Source organism: Streptomyces adustus, assembly GCF_009377175.1.
Taxonomy (GTDB): domain Bacteria; phylum Actinomycetota; class Actinomycetes; order Streptomycetales; family Streptomycetaceae; genus Streptomyces; species Streptomyces adustus.
This window is the reverse complement of the sequence record NZ_VJZD01000133.1, coordinates 1-25895: the sequence shown is the minus strand read 5'-3', so window position 1 is coordinate 25895 and position 25895 is coordinate 1. Positions and strand designations below refer to the sequence as shown.

21 protein-coding genes and 1 riboswitch are annotated in these 25895 nt (G+C 71.8%); of the genes, 10 read left to right on the top strand and 11 right to left on the bottom strand.

What is annotated here, in order from left to right; translation table 11 throughout:
• Window positions 1–51 precede the first annotated feature (51 nt).
• A complete protein-coding gene (locus FNH09_RS27795; protein WP_162469202.1) occupies window positions 52–1890 on the top strand; it encodes a GMC family oxidoreductase N-terminal domain-containing protein in 1839 nt (612 codons plus the stop codon).
• 125 nt (window positions 1891–2015) lie between these two features.
• Here the strand turns inward: FNH09_RS27795 and FNH09_RS27790 are convergent, their stop codons facing one another.
• Together FNH09_RS27790 and FNH09_RS27785 are read right to left on the bottom strand one after the other, a co-directional pair.
• The gene (locus FNH09_RS27790) at window positions 2016–3116 is read right to left on the bottom strand and encodes an LPXTG cell wall anchor domain-containing protein (protein WP_238427149.1); all 1101 of its coding nucleotides are present in this window, start codon (window positions 3114–3116) and stop codon (window positions 2016–2018) included.
• A 791-nt stretch (window positions 3117–3907) separates the two neighbouring features.
• Entirely contained in the window at window positions 3908–4207 is a 300-nt protein-coding gene (locus FNH09_RS27785; protein ID WP_152892653.1) for a chorismate mutase, read from the bottom strand.
• A 372-nt stretch (window positions 4208–4579) separates the two neighbouring features.
• Here FNH09_RS27785 and guaA point away from each other — a divergent pair, with 372 nt between their 5' ends.
• Window positions 4580–6160, top strand: coding sequence for a glutamine-hydrolyzing GMP synthase (gene guaA, locus FNH09_RS27780; protein ID WP_162469201.1), 1581 nt, complete (start codon window positions 4580–4582; stop codon window positions 6158–6160).
• An 18-nt stretch (window positions 6161–6178) separates the two neighbouring features.
• Here guaA and FNH09_RS27775 read toward each other — a convergent pair whose 3' ends face one another.
• Window positions 6179–6646 carry a pyridoxamine 5'-phosphate oxidase family protein gene (locus FNH09_RS27775; protein WP_152892652.1) on the bottom strand — a complete coding sequence of 156 codons (468 nt, stop codon included), beginning with the start codon at window positions 6644–6646 and terminating at the stop codon, window positions 6179–6181.
• 181 nt (window positions 6647–6827) lie between these two features.
• On the opposite strand from FNH09_RS27775, the gene FNH09_RS27770 reads away from it, so the two are divergent.
• From FNH09_RS27770 to FNH09_RS27760, 3 genes are all read left to right on the top strand, one after another.
• Window positions 6828–7619: a class II aldolase/adducin family protein gene (locus tag FNH09_RS27770; RefSeq protein ID WP_152892651.1), complete on the top strand. Its 792-nt coding sequence runs from the start codon at window positions 6828–6830 to the stop codon at window positions 7617–7619.
• Between the two features lie 211 nt (window positions 7620–7830).
• Window positions 7831–9108 carry a hypothetical protein gene (locus FNH09_RS27765; protein ID WP_162469200.1) on the top strand — a complete coding sequence of 426 codons (1278 nt, stop codon included), beginning with the start codon at window positions 7831–7833 and terminating at the stop codon, window positions 9106–9108.
• A 183-nt stretch (window positions 9109–9291) separates the two neighbouring features.
• Window positions 9292–9816 (top strand): DoxX family protein, encoded by a 525-nt coding sequence (locus FNH09_RS27760; RefSeq protein WP_152892649.1) that lies wholly within the window; start codon window positions 9292–9294, stop codon window positions 9814–9816.
• A 121-nt stretch (window positions 9817–9937) separates the two neighbouring features.
• Here FNH09_RS27760 and FNH09_RS27755 read toward each other — a convergent pair whose 3' ends face one another.
• Together FNH09_RS27755 and FNH09_RS27750 are read right to left on the bottom strand one after the other, a co-directional pair.
• Window positions 9938–10180: a hypothetical protein gene (locus FNH09_RS27755; protein ID WP_162469199.1), complete on the bottom strand. Its 243-nt coding sequence runs from the start codon at window positions 10178–10180 to the stop codon at window positions 9938–9940.
• Window positions 10167–11489, bottom strand: a complete 1323-nt coding sequence (locus FNH09_RS27750) for a PspC domain-containing protein (RefSeq protein WP_152892648.1) — start codon at window positions 11487–11489, stop codon at window positions 10167–10169. Before FNH09_RS27750 ends, FNH09_RS27755 begins: the two co-directional genes overlap by 14 nt.
• A gap of 167 nt (window positions 11490–11656) precedes the next feature.
• Between FNH09_RS27750 and FNH09_RS27745 the strand changes: the two genes are divergently transcribed.
• Window positions 11657–12949 (top strand): ATP-binding protein, encoded by a 1293-nt coding sequence (locus FNH09_RS27745; RefSeq protein WP_152892647.1) that lies wholly within the window; start codon window positions 11657–11659, stop codon window positions 12947–12949.
• Window positions 12946–13659, top strand: coding sequence for a LuxR C-terminal-related transcriptional regulator (locus FNH09_RS27740; RefSeq protein ID WP_152892646.1), 714 nt, complete (start codon window positions 12946–12948; stop codon window positions 13657–13659). Before FNH09_RS27745 ends, FNH09_RS27740 begins: the two co-directional genes overlap by 4 nt.
• Window positions 13660–13742: 83 nt before the next feature.
• On the opposite strand, the gene FNH09_RS27735 is transcribed toward FNH09_RS27740, so the two are convergent.
• Complete coding sequence (locus tag FNH09_RS27735) at window positions 13743–14375, bottom strand: hypothetical protein (protein WP_152892645.1); 633 nt, start codon at window positions 14373–14375, stop codon at window positions 13743–13745.
• A 205-nt stretch (window positions 14376–14580) separates the two neighbouring features.
• Entirely contained in the window at window positions 14581–15657 is a 1077-nt protein-coding gene (locus FNH09_RS27730) for an NlpC/P60 family protein (protein ID WP_162469197.1), read from the bottom strand.
• Window positions 15658–16121: 464 nt separating this feature from the next.
• On the opposite strand from FNH09_RS27730, the gene FNH09_RS27725 reads away from it, so the two are divergent.
• The gene (locus tag FNH09_RS27725) at window positions 16122–16475 is read left to right on the top strand and encodes a hypothetical protein (protein WP_152892643.1); all 354 of its coding nucleotides are present in this window, start codon (window positions 16122–16124) and stop codon (window positions 16473–16475) included.
• Here the strand turns inward: FNH09_RS27725 and FNH09_RS27720 are convergent.
• Both FNH09_RS27720 and FNH09_RS27715 read right to left on the bottom strand, forming a co-directional pair.
• A complete protein-coding gene (locus FNH09_RS27720; protein ID WP_152892642.1) occupies window positions 16453–17451 on the bottom strand; it encodes a tellurite resistance/C4-dicarboxylate transporter family protein in 999 nt (332 codons plus the stop codon). The two genes, FNH09_RS27725 and FNH09_RS27720, sit on opposite strands and share 23 nt — an antisense overlap.
• 146 nt (window positions 17452–17597) lie before the next feature.
• A complete protein-coding gene (locus tag FNH09_RS27715; protein WP_152892641.1) occupies window positions 17598–18764 on the bottom strand; it encodes a C40 family peptidase in 1167 nt (388 codons plus the stop codon).
• Window positions 18765–18772: 8 nt separating this feature from the next.
• Window positions 18773–18944, bottom strand: a riboswitch (cyclic di-AMP (ydaO/yuaA leader).
• A 356-nt stretch (window positions 18945–19300) separates the two neighbouring features.
• Between FNH09_RS27715 and pcrA the strand changes: the two genes are divergently transcribed.
• Window positions 19301–21784, top strand: a complete 2484-nt coding sequence (pcrA, locus tag FNH09_RS27710; RefSeq protein ID WP_152892640.1) for a DNA helicase PcrA — start codon at window positions 19301–19303, stop codon at window positions 21782–21784.
• Window positions 21785–22048: 264 nt separating this feature from the next.
• On the opposite strand, the gene FNH09_RS27705 is transcribed toward pcrA, so the two are convergent.
• Both FNH09_RS27705 and FNH09_RS27700 read right to left on the bottom strand, forming a co-directional pair.
• The gene (locus FNH09_RS27705; protein ID WP_420802787.1) at window positions 22049–23614 is read right to left on the bottom strand and encodes a M23 family metallopeptidase; all 1566 of its coding nucleotides are present in this window, start codon (window positions 23612–23614) and stop codon (window positions 22049–22051) included.
• A gap of 265 nt (window positions 23615–23879) precedes the next feature.
• The gene (locus tag FNH09_RS27700) at window positions 23880–24773 is read right to left on the bottom strand and encodes an esterase/lipase family protein (RefSeq protein WP_152892638.1); all 894 of its coding nucleotides are present in this window, start codon (window positions 24771–24773) and stop codon (window positions 23880–23882) included.
• Between the two features lie 514 nt (window positions 24774–25287).
• On the opposite strand from FNH09_RS27700, the gene FNH09_RS27695 reads away from it, so the two are divergent.
• Window positions 25288–25704 (top strand): coenzyme B12-dependent isobutyryl CoA mutase small subunit, encoded by a 417-nt coding sequence (locus FNH09_RS27695; RefSeq protein WP_152892637.1) that lies wholly within the window; start codon window positions 25288–25290, stop codon window positions 25702–25704.
• Window positions 25705–25895 lie beyond the last annotated feature (191 nt).

The window sequence follows — 25895 nt, the reverse complement described above, 5'->3', positions numbered from 1 at the left end:
CGCCCGGACCGACGACCGCCGCACACCGGCCGTTCTCAACGAGGAGAGCACGTGTCACAGGAGAGCTCTGTCCCCACCCAGGACGACGACTCCGGCCACGACTACGACGTCATCGTCGTCGGCTCCGGCTTCGGCGGCTCCGTCACCGCCCTGCGCCTGACCGAGAAGGGCTACCGGGTCGGTGTCCTGGAGGCCGGCCGCCGCTTCACCCGCGAGTCCCTGCCCAGGAACTCCTGGGACCTGAAGAACTACCTCTGGGCCCCCAGGCTCGGTATGTACGGCATCCAGCGCATCCACCTGCTGGGCAATGTGACGGTGCTGGCGGGCGCGGGGGTCGGCGGCGGCTCCCTCAACTACGCCAACACCCTCTATGTCCCGCCGAAGCCCTTCTTCGACGACCCCCAGTGGCGTGACATCACCGACTGGCAGCAGGAGCTGGAGCCGTACTACGACCAGGCCCGGCGCATGCTCGGGGTACGGCTCAACCCGACCATGACCCCGTCCGACGTGCACCTCAAGGCGGCGGCGCAGCGGATGGGCGTGGGCGACACCTTCCACATGGCGCCGGTCGGGGTGTTCTTCGGGGACGGCCAGGACGCCGACGGCGCGGCCAGGGCGAAGCCGGGCGAGCGGACGGCGGACCCCTACTTCGGCGGGGCGGGCCCGGAGCGCCGCGCCTGCACCGAGTGCGGCGAGTGCATGACGGGCTGCCGGCACGGCGCGAAGAACACCCTCAACGAGAACTACCTGTACCTCGCCGAGCGGGCGGGCGCGGTCGTGCACCCGATGACCACCGTCATGTCGGTGACGGACGACTCGCGGGGCGGCTACGCGGTCGCCACGCTCCCCACGGACCGCAAGAAGAAGGGCGAGGGCCGCATCTTCACGGCCCGCCGGGTCGTCCTCGCCGCCGGTACCTACGGCACCCAGACGCTGCTGCACCGGATGAAGGCGGGCCGGCAGCTGCCGTACCTCTCGGACCGGCTCGGCGATCTGACCCGCACCAACTCCGAGGCGCTGGTGGGCGCCCAGACCGACAACCGGCGCTACCGCCGGGTGACCGGCGAGCCGAAGGTCGACTTCACGCGCGGGGTCGCCATCACGTCCTCGGTGCACCCCGACGAGAACACCCACATCGAGCCGGTCCGCTACGGCAAGGGCTCCAACTCGATGGGCAGCCTGTCGATCCTCCAGGTCCCCTACGCGGAGGGCTCCTCCCGGCTGGCGGCCTGGCTGGCGAACGCCGCCCGGCACCCCGTGCTGGTGCTGCGCTCCCTGTCCAACCGGCACTGGTCGGAGCGGACCATCATCGGCCTGGTGATGCAGTCCCTGGACAACTCCCTGACGACGTATCTGAAGCCGAGCGGCGTCGGCAAGGGGCTGCTCACCGCGCGTCAGGGCCATGGTGCCCCCAACCCCAAGCAGATCAGGGCCGCCTCCGAGGCCGCCTCGGCCGTCGCCGCCGAGATCAACGGCTTCGCGGGCTCGAACGTGGGCGAGCTGACGGGCACCCCGATGACCGCCCACTTCCTCGGTGGCTGCCCGATCGGCGCCACTTCCGAGACCGGCGTCATCGACCCGTACCACCGCCTCTACGGCCACCCCGGCATCTCGGTCGTCGACGGTGCCGCGGTCTCGGCGAACCTGGGGGTGAACCCGTCGCTGACGATCACCGCGCAGGCCGAGCGGGCGATGTCGTACTGGCCCAACAAGGGCGAGGCGGACCCGCGTCCCGCGCAGGGAGCGGCGTACGAACGTCTGCGTCCGGTCGAGCCGAAGTCGCCGGTGGTCCCGGCGGAGGCGTTCGGCGCGCTGCGGCTGCCGTTCCTGGGGATGCCTTCGATGCCCCCGAAGCCGGCGGAAGCGGAACAGGCGAAGCCGCAGGAGTGACCGGAATCCGGAAACGGAAAGGGACCCGAGCCCCCCTCCGAGCCCAGGTCCCTCTCCGCTGCCGGCATCCCGCGGTCACGCCCGAGGCGTCACCCGGTCCTGCCGTACGTCCTGTCTGGCGTGTCTCACGCCTGCGCGTCGGCCTTGCGGCGGCGCACCATGAACAGCGCACCCGCACCGGCCACGACGGCGACCCCGCCGACCAGGCCGATCGTCGGCAGGGCGGAGCTGGAGCCGGTCGAGGCGAGCGTGCCCGTGGCCGGGATCTCGGCGGCGCCGCCCTGCGGCTGCTTGCCGCCGGTCGGGGGCTTCGTGTCCTTGCCCGGCTTGGCGTCGCCCGGGTTCTCGTTGCTGCTGCCGGGCTTGAGCACGGAGAACTCGTAGACCGAGAAGGCGGTGTGCACGCAGTTCTTGTCGGAGTCGAGGTAGCCGCCCATGCCCAGGGTGAAGCCGTCGCCGGCCGGTGCCTTGGCGGTGATGTTCACGCGCAGCTTGATGTCGACGGTCTGCTTGGGGCCGAGATCCGTCTCGCCGAAGTACAGGCCGTCGCCGATCTCGTCGGCGATCGACTCCCAGACCTTCGTCTGCGGGTTGTAGTACTCGATCTTGGCGTAGTCGCTCAGCCAGTCGCTCTCGTCGTCGCTCAGCAAGTCGTTGCCGATGAACGCCTGCCAGTACACCGTGCCGAGGGGCTTGTCGCTGTGGTTGGCGGCGACGAGCTTGAAGTTGTGCCAGCCGCTGCCCGCGACGATCTTGCCGGGCAGACCGGACACGTCCAGGGTCAGCTGGGAGTCGGCGTCCACGCCGTCCTCGTCGACCGGGCAGACGTCGGGCTCGTCGGTGGGCTCGGACGACTCGGTCGAGCCGCCGCTCGGGGTGGAGCCCTTGGTGTCGGTGGTGGAGCCGGAGTCGGGCGTCTTGTTGGTGCCGGTGCCGGTGCCGGTTCCCGCCTCGGTGCCGGTGCCCGCCTCGCTTCCGGTACCGGCCTCGGAGCCGCTGCCCGTGCCGCTCTCCGTGCTGGAGCCGGTCGTCTCGGTGGCCGTGGCGGTGGCGGTGGAGGTGTCGGCGCTGGCGTCGGGCTGCTGGTCGTCCGCGGGGCTGCTGGCGGAGGTCGGGGGCGTTGCGGGGGTGTTGTCGTCGGCGAACGCTACGGGAGCCGAGAGCAGCGCGAGCGGCGCTATGACCGCGGTCGCTGCCGCGGTGGCCAGAGCTCGGCGAATCTTCATGGAGACCTCGGTAAGTCCGGTGAGCTGCGACATCGTGGCCGCGGGACACGGTGATGGGAGGCCTCCGCGTGTGGGGCGCGGGTGGCCCGTGAGTCGCCTGGTTTGATCACCGGCACCGGTGAATGGTTGTACGTCGTTCACAGACTTTTTACAGCTGCGATCTGACCGTTCCGTTTCGGCCATGGCGAAGGGCCCGCGGGGACATGGAGAAGGGCTTGCTGGGGACATGGCGAAGGGCCCCGCGGGACGGAGCCGCGGGGCCCTTCTTCCGTCAGCACCGACGTCAGGGCAGCGCCGGTGCCTGGGAGCGGCGCCGGGGGGTTGCGCCGCTTGTCGTGCACTGCCCTGGGCTCGCCCCGGGTCGGCGCCCCGGCGCGCGGAGGGCGCGGGGGAGGCGCACGGATGGTCTCGACCTCTGGCGGTCGGGCAGCGCAATGCCATGCAATGCAGTTGTGTACGGCGGGATGTGGGGCTTTCTACGAATCGTGCTGGACGAACGCGGCCTCCGCAACCGTTTGGCCCAGCATTGTGCATTTTTGCAGTTTCCCGCCGGTCGGCCCCGAGCGTCCCCGGAGCCGACCGTTCTCTTGGGTGACCGGGCTGCTGTCCCCTGCCGTCCGGCCACTTCCCCGGAGCGAGGTCCCACGACGCACGGCACGATCCGTGCGCCTCATCGCTCCGGCAGGCCACGCGTGGTCTGTCGGGCCCGCCCCTGGCTGACACGGACACTTTGACCAACGAAGCGGCGTTAGCGGCGGTCATGCGCCGTACGGGTGAGAGCGGGCCCGAACTCAGATGCGACCCCGGCACAGCTCCAGGAGCAGCATCGCGAGGGACGTACCGGGCTTGCCCAGCGCCTCCCGGTAGTGGCCGAGCACCTCCATCTCGCGGGCGAGGTTCACCCGGCGGCCGCCGGACGCGATCCGGGCCTCCTGGATGACGGCCGAGACGGCCATCCGTTCCTGGACGAGACCGATGATCCGGTCGTCGAGGGCGTCGATGCGTTCACGGGCGCCGGTGATCACGTCGGCTGCCTCGTCGGTGCGGGCGCCGGTCCTGTCGAGTACGTCGGCCATGGTGGGGCTCCTCATCGGTTCGGTTGCGGTGAGTGCCCCGGAGCGGCAGGACCCGGAGAAGCGACAGGCGCCCCGGGCCTTGTCGGCCCGGGGCGCCTGGGAAGTCGCTTGTCAGTTGCTCAAGCAGCACGACCATGGCAGCCGGTGGGCCGGTTGCCATAGGTAAACACGTAGGTCGTCTGCGTGAGCATGCGGCCAGTATGCACGTGGCGACGGCGCGCGTCCACGTCGGGTCCGTCACCGTCGCGAGCGCGCGTCCACGTCGGGTCCGTCACCGACGCGAGCGCCCGTGCACGTCCGGTCCGTCACCGACGCGGGCGGCCGTTCGCGGCCACCCCGGTAGAATCGGTAGTACAGACCCCCTGCCCAGCCGCCGGAAGGCAACCCGTGTCATCAGCGAGTCCCGCCGCCGCCGCTCCCGACACCGTTCTGGTCGTCGACTTCGGCGCGCAGTACGCCCAGCTCATCGCCCGTCGAGTCCGCGAGGCGCGGGTCTACAGCGAGATCGTGCCGAGCACCATGCCGGTCGCGGAGATGCTCGCGAAGAACCCGGCGGCGATCATCCTCTCCGGCGGCCCCTCGTCCGTGTACGAGGAGGGCGCCCCCCGCCTCGACCGCGAGCTGTTCGAGGCCGGCGTCCCCGTCTTCGGCATGTGCTACGGCTTCCAGCTGATGGCCCAGGTCCTCGGCGGCACCGTCGACAACACCGGCGCCCGCGAGTACGGCCGTACCGACCTGCACGTCTCCAAGTCGGGCTCCACCCTCTTCGAGGGCACCCCGGACGAGCAGCACGTGTGGATGTCGCACGGCGACGCCTGTTCCGCCGCTCCCGAGGGCTTCGCCGTCACGGCCTCCACGGACGTCGTCCCGGTCGCCGCCTTCGAGAACGACGAGAAGAAGCTCTACGGCGTCCAGTACCACCCCGAGGTCATGCACTCCACGCACGGCCAGCTGGTGCTGGAGCACTTCCTCTACCGCGGCGCGGGCCTCACCCCCTCCTGGACCACGGGCAACGTGATCGAGGAGCAGGTCGCCCTCATCCGCGAGCAGGTCGGCGACAAGCGCGCCATCTGCGGCCTGTCCGGCGGCGTGGACTCCGCGGTCGCCGCGGCGCTCGTCGCCCGCGCCATCGGTGACCAGCTGACCTGCGTCTACGTCGACCACGGCCTGATGCGCAAGGGCGAGACCGAGCAGGTCGAGAAGGACTTCGTCGCCGCGACCGGCGTCAAGCTGGTCGTCGTCGACGCCGAGGAGCGCTTCCTCACCGCGCTGAAGGGCGTCTCCGACCCGGAGGAGAAGCGGAAGATCATCGGCCGCGAGTTCATCCGCGTCTTCGAGCAGGCGCAGGCCGAGATCATCGCGGACGAGGGCCCGGCCGTGGAGTTCCTCGTCCAGGGCACGCTCTACCCGGACGTCGTCGAGTCCGGCGGCGGCACCGGCACGGCGAACATCAAGTCCCACCACAACGTCGGCGGCCTCCCCGAGGACCTGGAGTTCCAGCTCGTCGAGCCGCTGCGCAAGCTCTTCAAGGACGAGGTGCGGATGGTCGGCCAGGAGCTCGGGCTCCCGGAGGAGATCGTCCAGCGCCAGCCGTTCCCCGGCCCCGGTCTCGGTATCCGGATCGTCGGCGAGGTCACCAAGGACCGTCTCGACCTGCTCCGCGAGGCCGACGCCATCGCCCGCGAGGAGCTGACGGCGGCCGGCCTCGACCGCGAGATCTGGCAGTGCCCGGTGGTCCTGCTCGCGGACGTCCGCAGCGTCGGCGTCCAGGGCGACGGCCGCACCTACGGCCACCCGATCGTCCTGCGCCCGGTGTCCTCCGAGGACGCGATGACCGCCGACTGGTCGCGCCTGCCGTACGAGGTCCTCGGCAAGATCTCCACCCGCATCACCAACGAGGTCCGGGACGTCAACCGCGTCGTCCTCGACGTGACCTCGAAGCCCCCGGGCACCATCGAGTGGGAGTAGTCCTCCCGTAGGTGAAGGTCAGGTCCGCTTGAGCGTCCGCACCGGCGCTCCGGGCCGCCAGACCTGGACGACCAGATAGGTGTCGTCCTCGACGAAGGTCCGTACGACCTCCGTCAGCTCGGTGCGGAAGAGGTGGAACGGCTGCGGCGGTTCCACCTCTTTCACGTACGCGCCCTTCGTCACCGGGTCGTCCACCTCGACCGCCCGCCCGCTGATCCGCACGTCCCCGCCGCCCATCCCGGTGCCGTCCCCGGGGTTCGCCTGGAGCGTGAAACGCGGGTCGCGGCGCAGGTCGAGCGCCTTGAGCGAGTCGGGCATCATGCCGAACCACAGTTCGCCGGCCAGGAAGCGCACCTCCAGGCCGCTGGTGCGCGGGGAGCCGTCCCGGCGCAGCGTCGCGAGGACGTGATGGGTGAAGGCGCCGAACCGTTCCTCGACGGTTCCGGCGAGTTCGGGTTCGGCCGCGGAGAAGTCTGCCCAGGTCATACGGATCAGTCTTGCGTCTATATCCGACATCTGCTGTCAGGTATGGATGGCGACACAGGTGGCGGGTACGGGGGGACACGCGAATTTCTGTGGCGCGCGTCATCTTTGCAAAACAGCCCTGTTCTCCTGCGCTGACCGACGGTAACTTCCGCCGGGTAAGAAACTCAGTGCTGGAGGACCTATGCACGGGACCCCGCCCCTGCCCCTGCCCACCGACCAGTTGCGGTTCGCGATGCCGCCGATGCACGACGCGCCCGAGGACGAGCGCAGGCATCGCAAGGAGCGGCTGGCCGGCGCGCTGCGGGTGTTCGGGCGGCTCGGCTTCGAGGACGGCGTCTCGGGGCACATCACCGCACGCGACCCCGAGTTCACCGACTGCTTCTGGGTCAACCCGTTCGGTATGCCGTTCAAGCACGTCACGGTCAGCGATCTGGTGCTGGTCAACCAGGACGGGCAGGTGATCGAGGGCCGCTACCACGTGAACCAGGCGGCGTTCACCGTGCACTCCCAGGTCCACGCGGCCCGTCCCGACGTCGTCGCCGTCGCCCACTGCCACTCGGTGCACGGCCGCGCCCTGTCGGCGCTCGGCGACCTCCTGGACCCGATCACCCAGGAGAGCTGTGCCTTCTACGAGGATCACGCCCTGTACGACGCCTACACCGGCGTCGCCGTCGACGCCGAGGAGGGCCGACGCATCGCGGAGGCGCTCGACTCGCGCAAGGCGCTCGTCCTGCGCAACCACGGCCTGCTGACCGTCGGCGACTCGGTGGACGCGGCGGCCTGGTGGTTCCTGTCGCTGGAGCGGTCCTGCCAGGTGCAGCTGATGGCGAAGGCGGCGGGCCGTCCGGTGCTCATCGACCACAAGATGGCGGCCGCCACCCGGGAACAGCTCGGCGGCGACCTGGTGGCATGGATCAACTACCAGCCGATGTGGCAGGACATCAGCCGCAGCGAACCCGACCTGCTGAGCTGAGCGCCCACCGGGTTCCGGCCGGGTCGAGCGGGCCGTCGCCGCTTCCTCCGCCGCGACCGGACCTGCTGAATGCGCGCCATGTGCCGTAGGGCACAATTCGCTGTCGTCGCATCGGAGTTGTCCGGGGGTGCGACGGCGGTGTCCGGGCGCTGCGCAGAGCCGCCGGTCCGGTTGGTCATGGTCGTGGTTGCGGGAAGGCGGGGCGTCGGGCGTGGCGGTGCAGGAGGCTGGACAGAGCGCGGAAACGGGCGCGCACGCGGGCGGCTGCACCTGCGGGGACTGCCCGCACGGGGCGCGCGAGGGACATCGGCGTGCGGTCGCCGCGTTCCTGCTGAAACGGGACGGGTTCGCCGCCGGGCAGGGGCTGCCGGCGGCGGTCGCGCACTCGGCCTCGGCCTCCCGCCAGTGGGTCTCGGAGGAGCTGACGCAGTCCGCCGAGGCCGTCGCCGCACGCGGCCGGGCCGAGGGCGGGGCCTGGCTGGCCCGGCTGTGGCGGCGCACCGCCGGCACCGCGTGGGGGGTCGTCGTCGCCCTGCTGCTGGCCCAGGCGCTGACGGCGATCGGCGCGGGCTGGACGACCGCCCGCACGGCGGGGCTGCTGGCGGCCCTGGTGGTGGCCGGCGCCCTGACGGCGGCGTCGTGGTTCCACCGGACGCGGGGCGGCGCGCTGGCCCCCGTCATCGGCGAGGACAACCGGCTGTCGACCTCGCGTGCGGTCGCGGCGGCCTGGGTGCTCTTCGTGGCCTACGCCGTGCTCGTCCTGGTGGGCCGGCTGGCCGCCGCCTCCGACCACGCCGAGCGGGACGCGCTGATCTCCGGCTTCGAACTGGCCCGTGGGGCGGGCGTGGTCACCGTGCTCGCGGTGGTGTGCGGGATCGCCGTCCTGGTGCGGCGGGTGGTCGGGCTGCGGGTGCTGGGGCAGAAACTCCAGAAGGTGCGCGCCCACCGTCCGCGCGCGGCCGACCTGCTCACCGACGACGACGGACGCGGCACGTTCGCCGACATCCAGTACGTCGTGATCAGCACGGTCGCCCTGCTGTTCGGCGCGGTCCGGCTGGCCCGCCGTCCCGACCAGCTGCCCGACCTGCCCTGGGGGCTGGCCGTGGTGGTCCTGGTGTCGGCGGCCACCTATCTGGCGGGCAAGTACGCCGAGGGCGGCCGCCCGGTGATCCTCTCCGTCGTACGGGCCCGGGAGGCCGGCGACCTGGACGGTCCCATCCGCACGGGCGACGACATCGAGATCCGCGGGGCCGGTTTCGTGCCGCCGGGTGCCCAGGGCGCGGACCGGCTGTCCCGGATGGTCGTCCGCATCGGCCCGGTGCACGTCCATGTGCCCCTGGTCCCGGTCACCGGTGGCTTCAGCAACCCCACGGACGCCCTGCTGACCGTGCCGGTCCCGGCGGACGTGGAACCGGGGCGGGTGGAGGTGCAGGTCGTCACCGCGGCCGGGGTGGAGACCAACCGCTACGAGATCGATGTGACGGACTGACCGAGGTACCGACGGGCCGCAGGTCGCCGGGGTGACCGGGGTGACCGGGGGACCGCGTCGGGCACGGTGTGCCGCCGGGCGGGAATCGGAAAATCGACGGCGCCGGGGGTGAGCCGCGGGCCCCTTTCGTACGTATGGTCTGTCCAGGGGCCATGTCACCGCGGCGAGAGGCGGCTACGAGCGATGACTCACGGCATGCGTACCGAAACGCACTCCTCCTATCTCAACGGCGGCGGCTCCTTGCGGGACACCGCAAGCCGCTACGCCCTGCTTCCCCTCCGGATCTTCCTCGGTGTCACCTTCGTCTACGCCGGGCTGGACAAGCTCACCGACAGCGCCTTCATGAAAGCCTCCGGCGCGGGGTCGATCGGCGAGACGATGCGTGCCGTCCGCGACTCCTCGGCCATACCGGCCCTGGTCGACCTGGCCCTGAAGAGCCCGGCCGGCTTCGGCTACGCCATCGCCTTCGGCGAACTCGCCGTCGGTATCGGCACCCTGCTCGGTCTGCTGTCACGCCTCGCCGCACTCGGCGGCGCGCTGATCTCCCTCAGTCTCTGGCTGACCGTGAGCTGGTCCACCGACCCCTACTACTTCGGCAACGATCTTCCCTATCTGATGGCCTGGCTGCCCCTGATCCTGGCGGGCGCCCCGGTGCTCTCCCTGGACGCTTGGCTGCGCGCCCGGCGACGACGCGGCAGTTACGCGTAGCCGGTGGTGGGGCGCCGGTCGCCTCCCCCGGCCACCGGCGCCCCACCCCGGGCAGAGCCCGCAATCGGCACCCCCGGTCAGCACCCGGTCAGCGCCCGGTCGCGAGCCGGTCGGAACCCGTTCAGACCGGAGTCCGCTGTCGCGCCCCCGCGTCGGGCCCGCGGTCGCGGCGCCTGCGCAGCCGTATGCCCTTGGCCACGATCCCGGCGGCTCCGGCCAGACAGAGACCACCCACCACCAGCGGGATCGCCGCGAACCACGGGGTGCGCCAGAGCCCGCCCGCGTCACCGGCGAACACCACGCCCGCGAGGCCCAGGAAGACCCCGGCGACCAGCCTTCCCGGCTGGAACTCATGACGCGGCACGAGCCACCTCCACCTGTCCCGCGCCGACCTGGAGATCCAGATCGAGCGCGCCGGCCCGGGTGCCGCCCGAGACGGGCGGCAGGGTCACCTGCTGGTGCTTGCCCGGTTCCACGTCCACGTCCTTCGCCTTGTCGCCCGGCAACTGGATGTCACCCAGCCCGACGTCGATGTTCAGCCGGACCGTCGCCTCCGGCGGCACGACCACCAGCAGTCGGCCCACCCCGACACTGGCCGCGGTGGACACCGTGGTCCCCTCGGCCGGCTCCAGCCGGGACAGGTCCAGCGTCCCGACGCCGTTGCCCAGGTCGTACTTCGGCGCGACGTCCGCCACCGCGGCGGGCCGCCAGGTCGTGTGCGTCCAGTGCGCGTCGACGTCCGCGGGGAGCGCGGCCGACGCCGCGAGCAGAGCGGCCGTGACGACCGCGAGGAACACCGACCCCGCCCCGGTGCGGCCCAGCAGCGAACTGACCGCGATGCCCACGCCGAAGACGACGAGCGCGCAGGCCAGACCCATCTGGAGACTGGTGCCGAACGGATGGTCCTGCCGGGTCAGGTGGCTGCCGAGGACTCCCGCGAGCAGGGCGAGCAGGAAGATCCGGCCGCCGATCCGGCGGGGTCCGCGCGGCCCGGAGGGCCCGCACCGCGGGGCGCTCGTCCCGTCGCGGCCGCGCGCGCCGCTGCCGAGGCCGGCGTCGACGGTCACGGTGACGTCGGGGCGGCGGGAGTCCGCGGGCCCCCACAGATAGCCCGTGCCGCCGACGTGCGTCCCGTCCTTGACGATCGGATCGCGCCACCAGGACGGGTAGGCCGCGGGCACCGGTGGCGCCTGGGCCTCCGGCGGGGCGTCGGCCACGGCCTGCGCGGCCAGCGGGTCGGGGTCGGGAGCGCCGCGCCGCTGCGACCAGTACCCCGCGCCCGCGAGGAGTATGGAGAGGACGACGGCGAAGGCGAGCACCCCGCCGTTGTTCAGCATCGACAGGAAGACCCCGCAGCCGACCAGCGCGAACAGCACGGCGGTCAGCGCCTGGCCGTCGACCCGGCCGGTCAGGAGCTTGCGGACCTCGTTCTCGTCCTCGTCCTCGTAGGGGACGAACAGCCAGGCGAAGCCGTAGAAGATCAGGCCGACGCCGCCGGTCGCCGCGAGCACCGCGAGGGTGATCCGGAAGATCACCGGATCCATGTCGAAGTGCCGCCCGAGCCCGGAGCACACCCCGGCGAGCGTCTTGTACCGCCGGTCACGCCGGAATCCAGGGGGTGTCGCGACGTCCTCGTCGGGCGCGGCGTCCGCGGCACGCGGGTGATCGGTCATGGGTCCATGGTGACGGCCGGGCCACCGCGACGGCAGCCGGGACGACCCTGGCCGGACCCTGATATTTCGGCTCCCCGGCGGCGCCCGTGGAACCCGGTGGAGATCAGGGGAGTCTCGGGGCTCCACCCTGATGCCCCGGCCTCGCCGTCCGTGTGACCATCGGTGGCATGCCGGACGTCGTCACAGAGCCCCTCGCCGAACCACGGCCCCCGCGCAAGCTCTACCGCAGCAGCGACGGACGCTGGCTCGGCGGTGTGGCGCGCGGGCTCGCCGGGCATCTCGGGCTGCCCGTGATCTGGGTGCGGCTCGTCTTCGTCGGCCTGTTCATGGCGGACGGCCTCGGCGCCCTGCTGTACGCCGCGTTCTGGTTCTTCGTCCCGCTCGGCGTCGGCGGTGTGGGCGGCCAGAAACCCCCGTCCCTGGTCAGCGCCGAGACCTCGCCCGACGGCCGGCGCAGACTCGTCGCCCGCAAGCCGGACAAGGGGCAGATCGTCGCCCTGCTGCTCATGGTCATCGTGGCCATGATCTTCGTCAGCAGTGTGAACCTGGGCAACGGCGCCAAGGCGTACCTCCTGCCGACGGTCCTGGTCGGCGCGGGCGTCGCCCTCGTCTGGCGCCAGGCGGACAACGCCCGGCGGGCCCGCTGGGTGGAGGTCGGGCGGCGTCGGCGCACGCTGTCGCTGCTGCGCGCCGTGGGCGGTGTCCTGTTGGTCACCGCGGGCGTCTCCGGCATCTTCGTGCTCCAGGGCTCCGCCGCCCATCTCGGCTCGGTGCTCCAGGCGGCCCTCGCCGTCCTCGTCGGCATCACCCTCCTCGCCGGGCCCTACCTGGTGCGGATGACCCAGGACCTCTCCGAGGAGCGGCTGATGCGCATCCGCGCCCAGGAGCGCGCGGAGGTCGCCGCCCACGTCCACGACTCGGTGCTGCACACCCTGACCCTGATCCAGCGCAACGCGGAGAACGCGAACGAGGTGCGCAGGCTCGCCCGCGCCCAGGAGCGCGACCTGCGCACCTGGCTGTACAAGCCGGAGGGCACCGGCAAGGACGAGGCCGACGAGCCGACCACCCTCGCCGACGCGGTACGGCGCAACGCCGCCGAGGTCGAGGACAAGCACGGCGTCCCCATCGAGGTCGTGATCGTCGGCGACTGCCCGCTCGACGAACGCACCGGCGCACAGATGCAGGCCGCGCGGGAAGCAATGGTGAACGCCGCCAAGTACGGTGGCGACGGCGGCGCCGTGCAGGTCTACGCGGAGGTCGAGGGGAGGTCGGTCTTCGTGTCCGTCCGGGACCGCGGTCCCGGCTTCGATCTCGACTCGATACCCGCCGACCGCATGGGCGTCAGAGAATCGATCATCGGCCGCATGGAACGGTACGGCGGCACGGCCCGGCTGCGGGCGGTGCCGGACGGCGGCACGGAGGTCGAACTGGAGATGGAGAGGGCGGAGAAGACGTCATGAGCGAGCCGACCGAGACGAACGGCACGGCGGGGACGGGGAGCGGGGCCGGACGTCATGTGCGGGTGGTCCTCGTCGACGACCACCGGATGTTCCGTACCGGGGTGCAGGCCGAGATCGGACGGACCGACGAGACCGGTGTCGAGGTCGTCGGAGAGGCCGCGGACGTCGACCAGGCGGTCACCGTCATCACCGCGACCCGGCCCGAGGTGGTCCTGCTCGACGTCCACCTCCCGGGCGGCGGCGGGGTCGAGGTGCTGCGCCGCTGCGCCCCGCTGATGGCCGACGCCGAACGGCCGGTGCGCTTCCTCGCGCTGTCCGTCTCGGACGCGGCGGAGGACGTGATCGGGGTCATCCGCGGCGGCGCGCGGGGCTATGTGACCAAGACGATCACCGGCACCGACCTGGTCGACTCCGTCTTCCGGGTCCAGGACGGCGACGCGGTCTTCTCCCCGCGCCTGGCCGGGTTCGTCCTCGACGCCTTCGCCTCCACCGACGCTCCGCCGGTCGACGAGGACCTCGACCGCCTCACCCAGCGCGAGCGGGAGGTGCTGCGCCTGATCGCCCGCGGGTACGCCTACAAGGAGATCGCCAAGCAGCTGTTCATCTCGGTCAAGACCGTCGAGTCCCATGTCTCGGCGGTCCTGCGCAAGCTCCAGCTCTCCAACCGGCACGAGCTGACCCGGTGGGCGACGGCGCGCCGGCTGGTGTGAGCGGCGGGCGCCGGACCCGGGCGGGTGTGGGACCCCGGGGTCTCCAGCGGTCCCCCGGGGTCTCCAGCGGTGTCCCGGGATCTCTAGCGGTGCCCCGGGGTCGGTGCCGGGCCCAGTGCCCGCAGGGCCCACCGGTAGTGCCGTACCGCCTTCACCACGCCGATCAGGCCCGTCAGCCACAGGATGGTGCCGATGCCCATGCGCAGGGCGACGTCGCCGTAGTTCGAGCGGCCGGGCTCGGCGCCCGCCGCGGTCGCGAGGGACGCCCACAGGCCCGTGGCGCCGATCGCCGCGGACGACAGCAGCCAGAACAGGCTGAGGCCGGGCGAGCGCAGCCGGGCGTCCGTCTGCGGGTGGCTGTCCAGGGCCAGCCAGGCGTCGAGGAGCCCGCTCAGCTGGCGGTCCCGGCGGATGGCGCGGAAGACGGCGACGACCGGCGGGGTGAGGGCGGCCAGGCCGAGGAGTACGAAGAGGGGGGCGAGGAGGATGCCCGTCCGTTCCGCCTCCTCCCGCTGCTGGAGCGGCAGGACCAGCAGCGACCAGCCGATGACGGCCGCGAGCGCCAGCAGCCACAACAGCAGCACCCGGTGCACCCCGAGACTGTGCCCCCGCAGTTCCTCCAGCGCCCGCCGCCGGTCGGCCAGCAGCGCCCCGCGGTCCGGCCAGGTCCGGTCGTGGGGCGGCGGTGGGGGCGGCGGCAGCATGGACCCGGGCATCGGGACCCTCTCGGACGGCGCCGGGACGGCGGCGCGACGGTGTACGGGCGGCACACTGCCGCTCCGCCCGCCGACGCTACCGTGCCGTCCCGCACTTGATCGTCCCGACGCCGCGCCGGTCGGTCTCTTCCGGCCGTTCCCGAGGGGATTCTGACCGCGTTCGGGCCCGGCCGGGCACCTCGTGCGTGGCTCGTCCGCGGGGCCCTCACACCACCCGGGTCGCCCCCGCGAACGGCATCTCGTCGATGGGTGCGAGCCGCACCGGTGCCGAGGGGTTGGGGGCGTGGATCATCTGGCCGTCGCCGACGTAGATGCCGACGTGCGTGATGCCCGAGTAGAAGAACACCAGGTCGCCCGGGAGCAGTTCGGAGCGGGAGATTCGCCGGCCCGCGCCGATCTGGGTGTACGTCGTGCGGGGCAGGGAGACTCCGGCGGCGCGGTACGCGGCCTGGGCGAGCCCCGAGCAGTCGAAGGCGTTCGGCCCGGTGGCGCCCCAGACGTAGGGGCTGCCGAGCTTGGAGTAGGCGTAGGCGACGGCGTCCGCCGCCCGGGCGTCGGGGGCGGCGGCTGCGGCCGTGGCGGCGCCCGGCGCCTGGAGGGAGGCCCGGCCGGCCGTCGTCCCCCGCGAGGCCCGCGCCGTCGTACCGCCGGGGCCGGCCGCCTGCGCGCGCTCGGCGGCCGGCAGCCGGGACAGCAGTTGCCGTGCCGCGTCCAGCTTCCCGGTGATCGTCCGCTTCTCGCGCCGCAGTTCCGCCTGTCGCGCCTTGAGCGAGGTCAGCTGGACGCGGGCGGCCCCGCGCAACTGCTCGATCTCCCGCAGCTGCCCGCGGACCCGGGCGACGGCACCCGCCTGCCGGTCGTCGGCCCGTTCGGCGAAGGCGGCGCCTTCGAGGTACTGGTCGGGGTCGTCGGAGAGGGCGAGTTGCAGCGCGGGATCCATGCCGCCGGCGCGGTACTGGGCGGCGGCTATCGAACCCAGCGCGTCCCGCGCCGAGTTGAGCCGGTCCTCCCGGCGGGCCGCCTCGTCCCGGAGGGTCGCCAGGCGCCTCTCGGTGGCCTGTGCCTTCTCGTGCGCGCCGTTGTACTTCTCGGTGGCCGCCTCGGCCTCCTGGTACAGCTTGTCCACCTTGGCCCTGACCTGTCCCGGCGTCAGATTCGGCTCGGCGTGACCGGTCCCGTCGAAGACGGTCGCGGTCGCCGCGCCCGCGAGGGCGAGGGTGGCGGCGGTACGGACCGTATTGCCGCTGAGCGAGCGCGGGCGGGGCTTGCGGTGCGCTGCCACGTGGCTTTGCACGTCCTTTCGTACGACCGCCTGTCCCGGGACGGCCACCGGGCGGGCGCACGGCCACCAGGGGAGCGGACGTACGGCCGCCCGGGGGCGGTCCACGCGTCCGGCGGCGGCCACACACAGGGGGAGCGGGCCGCCGCCGGACTTTCTCGGCGGTGGTGGCCGACTGCCGCCCCTGGTCCGGACGGCGGTGGGGAGCCGGTCACCTGGGGGAGGACGCTAAGCCCGTTTATGTCGGATGGATAACGCCATGTACGGAAGTGTCCCGAGTGGATCGAATGGCGACCTCCGATGACCGTGATTGGAACCGAGAGCCGTCGACTTCACGCAGTGTGATGACCGATGACAGGATTTCCGGCCGCGGGTGGGTTACGCGGTGCTATGGCGCGCATATATGCAGCCATTACCGACGGGGTGGTGTCGGACGGCCCGGGCGCCCCTGGTTAGGCTCCGGCCTCATGGACGTACTCATCCATCTCTTCGTCGGCCTGCACATCATTGGCATCGCCGCGCTCCTCGGCGGCTTCCTCACCCAGATGAAGGCGATGGGCCGCGGCACCGCCCGCTTCGTCCCCGCGATGCTGCACGGCGCTGCCACGATGCTGGTCACCGGCGTGATCCTGGTCGGCCTCAACCAGGCCGACGACCACCCGGTCAACAACATCAAGATCGGCGTGAAACTGGCCCTGCTGATCGTGATCCTCGGTCTCGTCTACGTGAAGCGGGACGACGAGACGGTCGACAAGAACCTGTTCGGCCTGGTGGGCCTGCTGACCACGGCGAACATCTTCATCGCGGTGCTGTGGACCTGACGTCGGCACGGACGGTGCGCGGGACCGCCCGCAGAGCCGCCACGGCGACCATGAGCCACACCGCCACCGCCACCCACAGCAGCACCTCGCCGAGCCCCTTCAGCCACGGCACGCCGAGCGCCGAGGAGACGGCCGACGCCGCTGCCGCCGACATCCCCATCGGGAACACGGTCGACCACCGCAGCACGTCGTAGCGCAGCCGCGGCCACCGCAGCTCGGCGGTCAGCAGACAGGCGTAACAGCACAGGTCGAGGACGAGCAGGGCGACGGTCACGGCACGCAGGACGCCACGGTCGTCGTCGTTCCACAGAACCAGCCGCGCGCTGTCGGCGGCGAGCAGCTGCGCTCCGGCCAGTGCCGAGGTGGCGAGCGCCCCGCCGGCCACCCACTGGTCGCCGGCGCCCTCGACCGCCTGGCGCGGGTCGAACCGGGCCAGCGCCAGGCCGTAGAACACCAGCCCCAGCCAGAACAGCACCAGTGCCGTATGCGCGAGCCAGGCCGTCGACAGGGCCGCGGCGAGGGTGGCCGCCAGCACCGCGAGCCCCTGGGTGGCCACGCACGCGAGGAACACCGCCCCCGGCATCCGCCGTCCCCAGTGCCGCAGGACGACCACGAGCAGCCCCGGCCACAGCACGGCGGCCAGCGCCAGCAGCGCCTCGGCCAGGGTCTGCCACCCCAGCAGCGAGAAGCGGCTGCCGAGCACCGCGGTCGCGGCGACCGCGGTGAGCGCGGCCGGCGTGCCCGCCCGGCGCCCCCATGCCCGCCGCTCCCACAGCAGCTGGACGGCGAAGCCCGCGGCCAGGGCCAGCCAGGCGGCGCAGGCCGGCACCAGGGCGATCCGGGACAGCACCTCGTACCCCGTCTGCTCCAGTCCGACCGACAGGATGCCGGTCGCCAGCACCGCGGCTCCGGTCGCCGGCTCACGCCACACCCACCACCGGGCGCGGAGCGGCGGGATACGGGGAGTGGAGGGCATGCGGCCGATGCTAAGGAGCCCCGCGCGTGCCGTGAGCGGGGCACGCGCGCGGGCGCCCGGAAATACCCGCGACCGCAGGCAGCTCCGCACGCCCCCCGGCACCCGCGCGGGGGTGCCGAGCGGGTGCCGGGTGCCGGGGCCGGATGTCAGGCCGGGCGGACCACGCTGTGGATCCCGGACTCGCCGTCGTAGTAGATCGACTCCTCGCGGACGTACGCGCCGGGCTTGGGGGCGTGGATCATCATGCCGTCGCCGATGTAGATGCCGACGTGGCTGACGTCGTCGTAGAAGAAGACCAGATCACCCGGCCGGGCGTCGGCGAGGGAGACGGTGGTGCCGGCGTTCACCTGGTCGTAGGTGGTGCGCGGGAGGCTGACCCCGGCGGCCTTCCAGGCGGCCTGGGTGAGGCCGGAGCAGTCGTAGGAGCCGGGCCCCGTCGCGCCCCAGACGTACGGCTTGCCGATCTGCGCGCGGGCGAAGGCGAGCGCCTTCTCGGCCTTGGTGCCGACCGTGGAGTCCGAGGACGAGGAGGACGAGGAGGAGGAAGAGCCGGACGACGAGCCCGAGCTCGATGCCGCGCTCTCCTTCGCGGCGGCCGCCGCTGCCGCCTGCTGCTTCGCCAGCTCCGCCGCCTTGAGCGCGGCCGCCTCCTGCTTCTGCTTCTCGATCGCGGCCAGCCGGGCCTTCTCCTCGGCCGTGAGCTGGGACAGCAGCACGCGCGCGGCGGCGAGCTTCTTCTGGACGGTCGCCTTGGCGGTCTGGAGATCGTTCTGCGTGTCGGTGAGCGCGCCGAGGCTCTCGGTGGCCTTGCGGCGCTCCTGCATCGTCGCGGCCTGCTCGGTGACGTAGTCGTCGACCGCGCCCTTCTGCCGCGCGGTGAGCCGGCCCATGAGCTGGGCCTGGTCGAAGTAGTCCTGGGGCGAGTCCGCGAGCAGGAAGGTCGCGGTGTCCGGCGCGGAGGCACCGGTCCGGTACTGGGCCGCGGCGAAGGAACCGAGTTCCTCGCGCGCGTCGTTGAGCTTCTGGGTGCGCTGGGCGACGTTGTCGAGCAGGGAGTCGACGCGCTTGCGCTGCTTGGTGGTCTTCTCCTTGGCCGCGTTGTAGTTCTCGGTCGCCGACTCGGCCTGGCGGTACAGGTCGTCGACCTTCTTCTCGACCTCTGCCAGGCTCGGCCGGCCCTCGTCGGCCGAGGGGGCCGCGTTGGCCGTCTGGGAGAACAGGGCGACGGAGGTGAGAGCCGCCGTGGCCAGGGCGGGGGTCCGTATGCCTGCTGCGCGTGTACCTGTGGGACGCGACTTGCGGTGCGACGCCAACGGAGGCGACTCCTTCCACACTCCGCCTACCGGGTTAGCTGTCGGGTTCGGGCGGATGATCGGAAGGTTTGCCCTACGGCCTGTCCCCGATGGGGGACGGGGGCCGATTCACCCCAGGTCTCGGTTGGGTCCCCGGCTCCGGACGCCGTGCGGGCGTACTGGACTCGGCGGAGGCCGCGCGGCCCGGCGACGTTCGCCGGTGGGGGTCGTGCGGCCCGCTCGGCACGCTAGCCAACTCCTGTGGCCCTTGTGAAGGTTGATGGGCGATATGCCCGATACGTTTTCGTTACCTAAGGCTCGGCTGTGACGGAGCGCGGTGGATCCGGCATGGATGTTGATGATTGACGGCGTTCGGAAGCTTTTTCTGATTTGTCGTACCGCGGCTTCTGGGTCACCGAGGGTGACGAGGACTCCTCCCGCCCCGGCCGCGAAATGTGACGTTCCCCTCCCGGCCCTTCGGTCGAGGCCGCCCGGCCGCGGGGATGTTCCCGGGACGGCGGCGGGTTGTCGGTGCGGCGCCCTAGACTCGGAGAGCGATGAGCAGCCTCTTTGACGACAGCTTCCTGGCGGATCTCCAGGCCCCCCGGGCCCATGGGGAGGAGCCCCCGCCTCCGCCCGAGGACGAGCACGTGCCGGAGCCGGTTCCGGACGATCTGTTCGGCGGGAAGTTCGACCTGCCGCCGGACCGGGACGACTACTACCGCGACGGCGCCCCGCGCCCCGCGGTCGACCCGGCCGCCCTCCTGGAGGGGCTGAACGACAACCAGCGCGCCGCCGTCGTCCACTCCGGCTCGCCGCTGCTCATCGTGGCCGGCGCCGGCTCCGGCAAGACCCGGGTGCTCACCCACCGCATCGCCCATCTGCTCGGCGAGCGGGGCGTGCATCCGGGCCAGATCCTCGCGATCACCTTCACCAACAAGGCCGCGGGCGAGATGAAGGAGCGCGTCGAGCAGCTCGTCGGCCCGCGCGCGAACGCGATGTGGGTGATGACCTTCCACAGCGCGTGTGTGCGCATCCTGCGCCGCGAGAGCAAGCGCCTCGGCTTCACGTCGTCCTTCTCGATCTACGACGCCGCCGACTCCAAGCGTCTGATGGCCCTGGTCTGCCGCGACCTGGACCTCGACCCCAAGCGCTTCCCGCCGAAGTCCTTCAGCGCCAAGATCTCCAACCTCAAGAACGAGCTGATCGACGAGGAGGACTTCGCGGCCCAGGCCGGCGACGGCTTCGAGAAGACCCTCGCCCAGGCCTACGCGATGTACCAGTCGCGGCTGCGCGAGGCCAACGCGCTCGACTTCGACGACCTGATCATGACGACGGTCAACCTGCTGCGCGCCTTCCCGGACGTCGCCGAGCACTACCGCCGCCGCTTCCGGCACGTGCTCGTCGACGAGTACCAGGACACCAACCACGCCCAGTACGCGCTGGTCCGTGAGCTCGTCGGCACCTCGGAGCACCCCGTGGACGTGCCGCCCGGCGAGTTCGACCTCCAGCCCGCCGAACTGTGCGTCGTGGGCGACGCCGACCAGTCGATCTACGCCTTCCGCGGCGCCACCATCCGCAACATCCTCCAGTTCGAGGAGGACTACCCGGACGCGACGACGATCCTGCTGGAGCAGAACTACCGCTCCACGCAGACCATCCTCTCCGCGGCCAACGCGGTCATCGAGCGCAACGAGTCCCGCCGCCCCAAGAACCTGTGGACCAACGCCGGCGCGGGCGCGAGCATCACCGGATACGTCGCCGACACCGAGCACGACGAGGCGCAGTTCGTCGCCGACGAGATAGACCGTCTCACCGACGCGGGCCAGGCCAAGGCCGGCGATGTCGCGGTGTTCTACCGCACCAACGCCCAGTCCCGTGTCTTCGAAGAGATCTTCATCCGGGTCGGCCTGCCGTACAAGGTCGTCGGCGGCGTCCGCTTCTACGAGCGCAAGGAGGTCCGGGACGTCCTGGCCTATCTGCGCGTCCTGGCCAACCCGGAGGACTCGGTCCCGCTGCGCCGCATCCTCAACGTGCCCAAGCGCGGTATCGGCGAGCGCGCCGAGGCGATGATCGACGCCCTCTCCCAGCGCGAGAAGATCAGCTTCGCGCAGGCGCTGCGGCGCGTCGACGAGGCGTACGGCATGGCCGCGCGCTCCACCAACGCCGTCCAGCGCTTCAACGTGCTGATGGACGACCTGCGCACGATCGTCGAGTCGGGCGCCGGCCCGGCGACGGTCCTGGAGGCCGTCCTCGAACGGACCGGATACCTCGCCGAGTTGCAGGCCTCCACCGACCCCCAGGACGAGACCCGTATCGAGAACCTCCAGGAACTCGCCGCCGTGGCCCTGGAGTTCGAGCAGGAGTCCGGCGAGGGCGAGCCGACGGGCGGGCTCTCCGACTTCCTGGAGCGGGTCGCGCTCGTCGCCGACTCCGACCAGATCCCCGACGAGGAGGACGGCGACGGCGTCATCACGCTGATGACCCTGCACACCGCCAAGGGACTGGAGTTCCCGGTCGTCTTCCTGACCGGCATGGAGGACGGCGTCTTCCCGCACATGCGTGCCCTCGGCCAGGCCAAGGAGCTGGAGGAGGAGCGCCGCCTGGCGTACGTCGGCATCACCCGCGCGCGTGAGCGGCTCTACCTCACCCGGTCGGCGATGCGCAGTGCCTGGGGGCAGCCCTCGTACAACCCGCCCTCCCGCTTCCTGGAGGAGATCCCGCCGGCCCACCTGGAATGGAAGCGGACCGGGGCCGCGGCGCCGGTGTCCTCCGGTCCCGCCTCGGGACTGGCGGCCTCGCTGTCGTCCTCGCGCTCGCGTTCGTCGGCGTCCGGTGCGTCCGGCTTCGCCACGCGCCGGACCTCCGAGAAGCCGGTGGTGTCCCTGTCCGTCGGCGACCGGGTCACGCACGACCAGTTCGGACTCGGCACGGTCGTCGGCGTGAAGGGCACGGGCTCGAACGCGGAGGCGACGATCGACTTCGGTGACACCAAGCCGAAGCGGCTGCTGCTGCGGTACGCGCCGGTGGAGAAGCTCTAGGCCCTGTCGTCAAATTCCCGTCGTCGCCCGGAGGGCGGCCCGCGGCGTCTGGTGCGTGCTCTCGGCGTGCCGGGCGGAAGTCCTCGTACTGGACGTACTCGGGCTTTCGCCCGGTGCGGCGAGAGTGCGTGCCAGGCGTCGTGGGACAGACGGGAATTCGACGACAGGGCCTAGGGGCCGTAGAGAGAGCCCTCGGGATCTCCCGGGGGCTCGATCGGCCCCGATCGTTCGGGTGGTGACACCGGTTCGGGCGGTGGTGCGCGGTTACGTCGGGTCGAGACCGTGGCTGCGCAGCCAGGGGAGCGGGTCGATGGCCGAGCCGCCGCCGGGCCGCACCTCGAAGTGCAGGTGGGGGCCGGTGGAGTTGCCGGAGTTTCCGGAGTACGCGATCGGGTCGCCGGCCTTCACCGTCGTACCGGAGGCGACGCGGTAGGTGGAGAGGTGGCAGTACCAGGTCTCCGTGCCGTCCATCGCCGTCACGATCATCATGTTGCCGTACGCGCTGTTCCACTGCGTGCGCACGGTCCCGTCGGTCGCGGCCATCACCGTCGTGCCGTAGGAGACCGGGAAGTCGATGCCGGTGTGCACCGACATCCAGTTCACGCCGGCCTGGCCGAAGTAGGCGCTCAGGCCCTTGTGCTCGACCGGAATGGCGTACTTCGGGCGCAGTCGCTCCTTGCGGGCCGCCTCCGCCGCCGCCTTCTTCTTCTCGGACTCCTGCTGGGTCCTGAGGTCGATACGTTCCTGCGTACGGCTGGCCCGGTCGGCGAAGTCGTCGGCGCCGGCGGACAGGCTCCGGAGCTGGCTGTCCAGCTTGTTGTTGGCGGCGGAGGGTTTCACCGCCTTCGCATCCGAGGCGGATGCCGTCGTCTCCCTGCCGTCGTCGGTCAGGTTGCCCACCACCGAGGCCGCCGCGACCCCGGCGACACCCATCACACACACCGAGGGCACCGCCACGGTCAGCAGCGCGGAGCGCCTGGCGGGCGTACGGCGGCGGGCGCGGGAGGCCGTGCGCGCGGCCGGGAGCGGGGCGAGCTCCTCCTGGTCGTCGAGGAGCGGCGTCACGGCGGGGAGCTCACCGGTGTCGGCCGGCTCCTCCTCGTCCTCCGGGGCCGGCTCCTCGGCGGAGGGCTCTTCGAAGGGCTCCTCGGAGCGGTCGTCGGACAGGTCCGGCGTGTCGCCGTCGGTGTTCCACTGTGTGGCGTCGTAGGCGCCGGTGTCGAAGGCCTGCGTGCCCCATTCCCACTGCTGGGTCGGGTCGGCCGGGGTGCCGTCGGCCTGGAGCCAGGTGTGCGCGTCCCACTGCCCGGAGGTGTCGGAGGCCGCTGTCTGCGGCGGGACGGCGGACAGCTGCTGGTGGCCGGTGGACCAGGCCGTCGTCTCGTACGACCCCGTGTCGTAGCCGGAGTGCTGGGCCGCGTACGGGTCGTAGGCCTGGTTCTGGTGCGCGTCGGCCGACCACTGGCTCGCGTCGTAGGCGCCGGAGTCGTGAACGGTGTGGTGGCCGGTGTGATGGTGGCCGGTGTGGTGACCGTCGTCGTACGCGCCGGTGCCGTAGGCGCCGCCGTCGTGGTACGAGCCGCCATAGGCGCCCGCGTCGGGGGCGGGACCGCCGCCGCCGTGGAAGGGGTCGGTCGTGAAGGACCCGGAGGCATGGGCTCCGTTGTCGAAGCCGGCCGTCCCGAAGCCGCTCGCGTCGTAGCCGACGCCGTACGTGGTGAAGCCGCCGTACTGGGCCTCCTGGGTGCCGTACGGCGCATAGTGCGCCGAGGCGGGCTCGGAAGCCGGAGCCGGGGTGGTCATGGTCCCCGACGGGTGACGGTCGTTCACCAACTTCTCTTTCGCCTCGACAACAGGGGCTGCCAGAGCAGTGCGGCGACTGTACCCGTCGGTATGAGCGCACGACAATCTTCGGCAGGTTTCGTGCTCGCGGGAAACGGGCAATCGGCCGTGTTTCGGGGGACTGCGGGCACGAGTTTGGCCTGGCGTTCGAGGATTGTTCGAATGCATAGGGCTCCTGGAGCCCCGGGCGGCGGCTCCGACTAGCCGCCGCCCGGACGGAATATCCCCTTTGTCGGTTGTCCCTGCCGAGCCGTCAGGCCACCGTCGCGTCGCCGGGGTGCCCGGTGCGGCCGGCGCCCATGTCCGCGGCCGCCTGCTGTGCGGTGTCGAGCGCCTGCCGTATCCCGGTCGCGACGGCCGGGTGCACCGGCAGTGCGAGGTGTCCGATCCCGCTCACCCGCACGTTCTGCGCCAGCAGGTCCGGGTGGTCGATGCAGGCCGTCTCCAGCGGGTCCATCACATGGTCGAGGTCGCTCCAGAAGCTGACGAACTGGGTACGGCAGCCGGGGGCGGGCAGCGAGAGTTCCTCGATGACCTCCGAGCCCGGGCGCATCTGGCGCACGATGGGGTGCGCGTTCGCCAGGCGCGCGACCCGGGTGCCGGAGTGCGGGGTACCGAGCGTGACCAGGGTGCGCACGCGCAGGTCGCCGCCGAGCCGCTGGACGTAGTACCGCGCGATCAGGCCGCCGAGGCTGTGGCCGACGATGTCGACCTGTGTGCTGCCGGTGCGCTCGCAGATCTCCTCGATGTGGCGGCCGAGCAGCTCCGCGGCGGTGCGGATGTCGCAGGTGAGCGGTGAGTAGTTCAGGGACGCCACCTGGTGCCGGCCGTGCTGCGCGAGACTGCGCCGCAGCAGGACGAACACGGAGCGGTTGTCGATGAAGCCGTGCAGCAGGACGACGGGCGGATCGGGCCGGGTCGGCAGCTGCGGGGTGCCGGAGGTTCCGGTGCTGTCCAGGGCGGCCGAGGCGCTGCGCTCCTGGGCGATCCCGGACGGGTAGAGAAGCAGATGCCCGGCGAGGATCGCGATCTCCAGGGCGGTGGCCTTCAGGAGGGTGAGGGAGAGACTTGCCAGCCTGACCGGTACGACCGGCAGAATCCGCTGGCAGAGAGGCAGAAAGGGCGGCAGCGCCCGGGTGACCTTCATGGCCGACCTCCTGTCGGCACGCGGAGGACGGCTCTGTTCCCCGTGTGCTCTCGTGGAAGTCGCGACGGAGCGTGTCGGTGGGGTGCGCCGGGTGCGCGATGGTCTCCTGTGGCTCTCTGTTCCCTCTGCCTTCCGCGCTCCTGGTGCTCCGAGCGCTCTGCGGTCGGTGTGCCCGGCGTTCCTGTGTCGACTCGCCGCACCGCTGCGGCGCGCGGCTCCGCGGCGCGGTGGTACGGCGACCTCGTTGCGGCTCCCGTGCGCGGGTTCCCTCCTCGTCCCTCGGCCGCACGGGGTGTGTGGCTCGGGGGGCCGCGAAGACTCGGAACGGTGCGCGGCGAACGTGTCCCATCGTGTGATTTCCCCCCTGGCCACCTTCGCGAAACTGCCGGTTGCGGGATGCTGGCGATAACGTTCGTTCACCTCCCGGGCGGCGCGGTGTGTGCGGTACTCGTCGGTCGCGGTGTGTGCGGTACTCGTCGGTAGGGATGGACGCAGTCGCTTCATGGAGGCAGTGATGGGTGTGGCAGCCGGTCCGATCCGCGTGGTGGTGGCCAAACCGGGGCTCGACGGTCATGACCGTGGGGCCAAGGTGATCGCGCGAGCGCTGCGCGACGCCGGTATGGAGGTCATCTACACCGGGCTTCACCAGACTCCGGGACAGATCGTCGACACGGCGATCCAGGAGGACGCGGACGCCATCGGGCTGTCCATCCTCTCCGGGGCCCACAACACGCTCTTCGGGGCGGTGATCGACCTGCTCAAGGAGCGGGACGCGGAGGACATCCTGGTCTTCGGCGGCGGGATCATCCCCGAGGCGGACATCCCCCCGCTGAAGGAGAAGGGCGTCGCGGAGATCTTCACCCCCGGCGCGACCACGGCGTCGATCGTGGACTGGGTCCGCGCCAACGTACGCCAGCCCACGGGAGCGTAGCGCCCCGCCACGGATGGCCCGCCGCCACGGACGGTCACGTCGGCGCGGACGGGCGCCTTGCTACGGACGGGTGCGTTCCTGCGGAGGGATGCGGCGCTGTGGATGCGCCCCTGTTACGGACGGGGCGCCTCGGTGTGCTCCGGGGCGGCGGCGTCCGGGACCGGGTCGTCCGGGGCGGAGTGGCCTGGGGC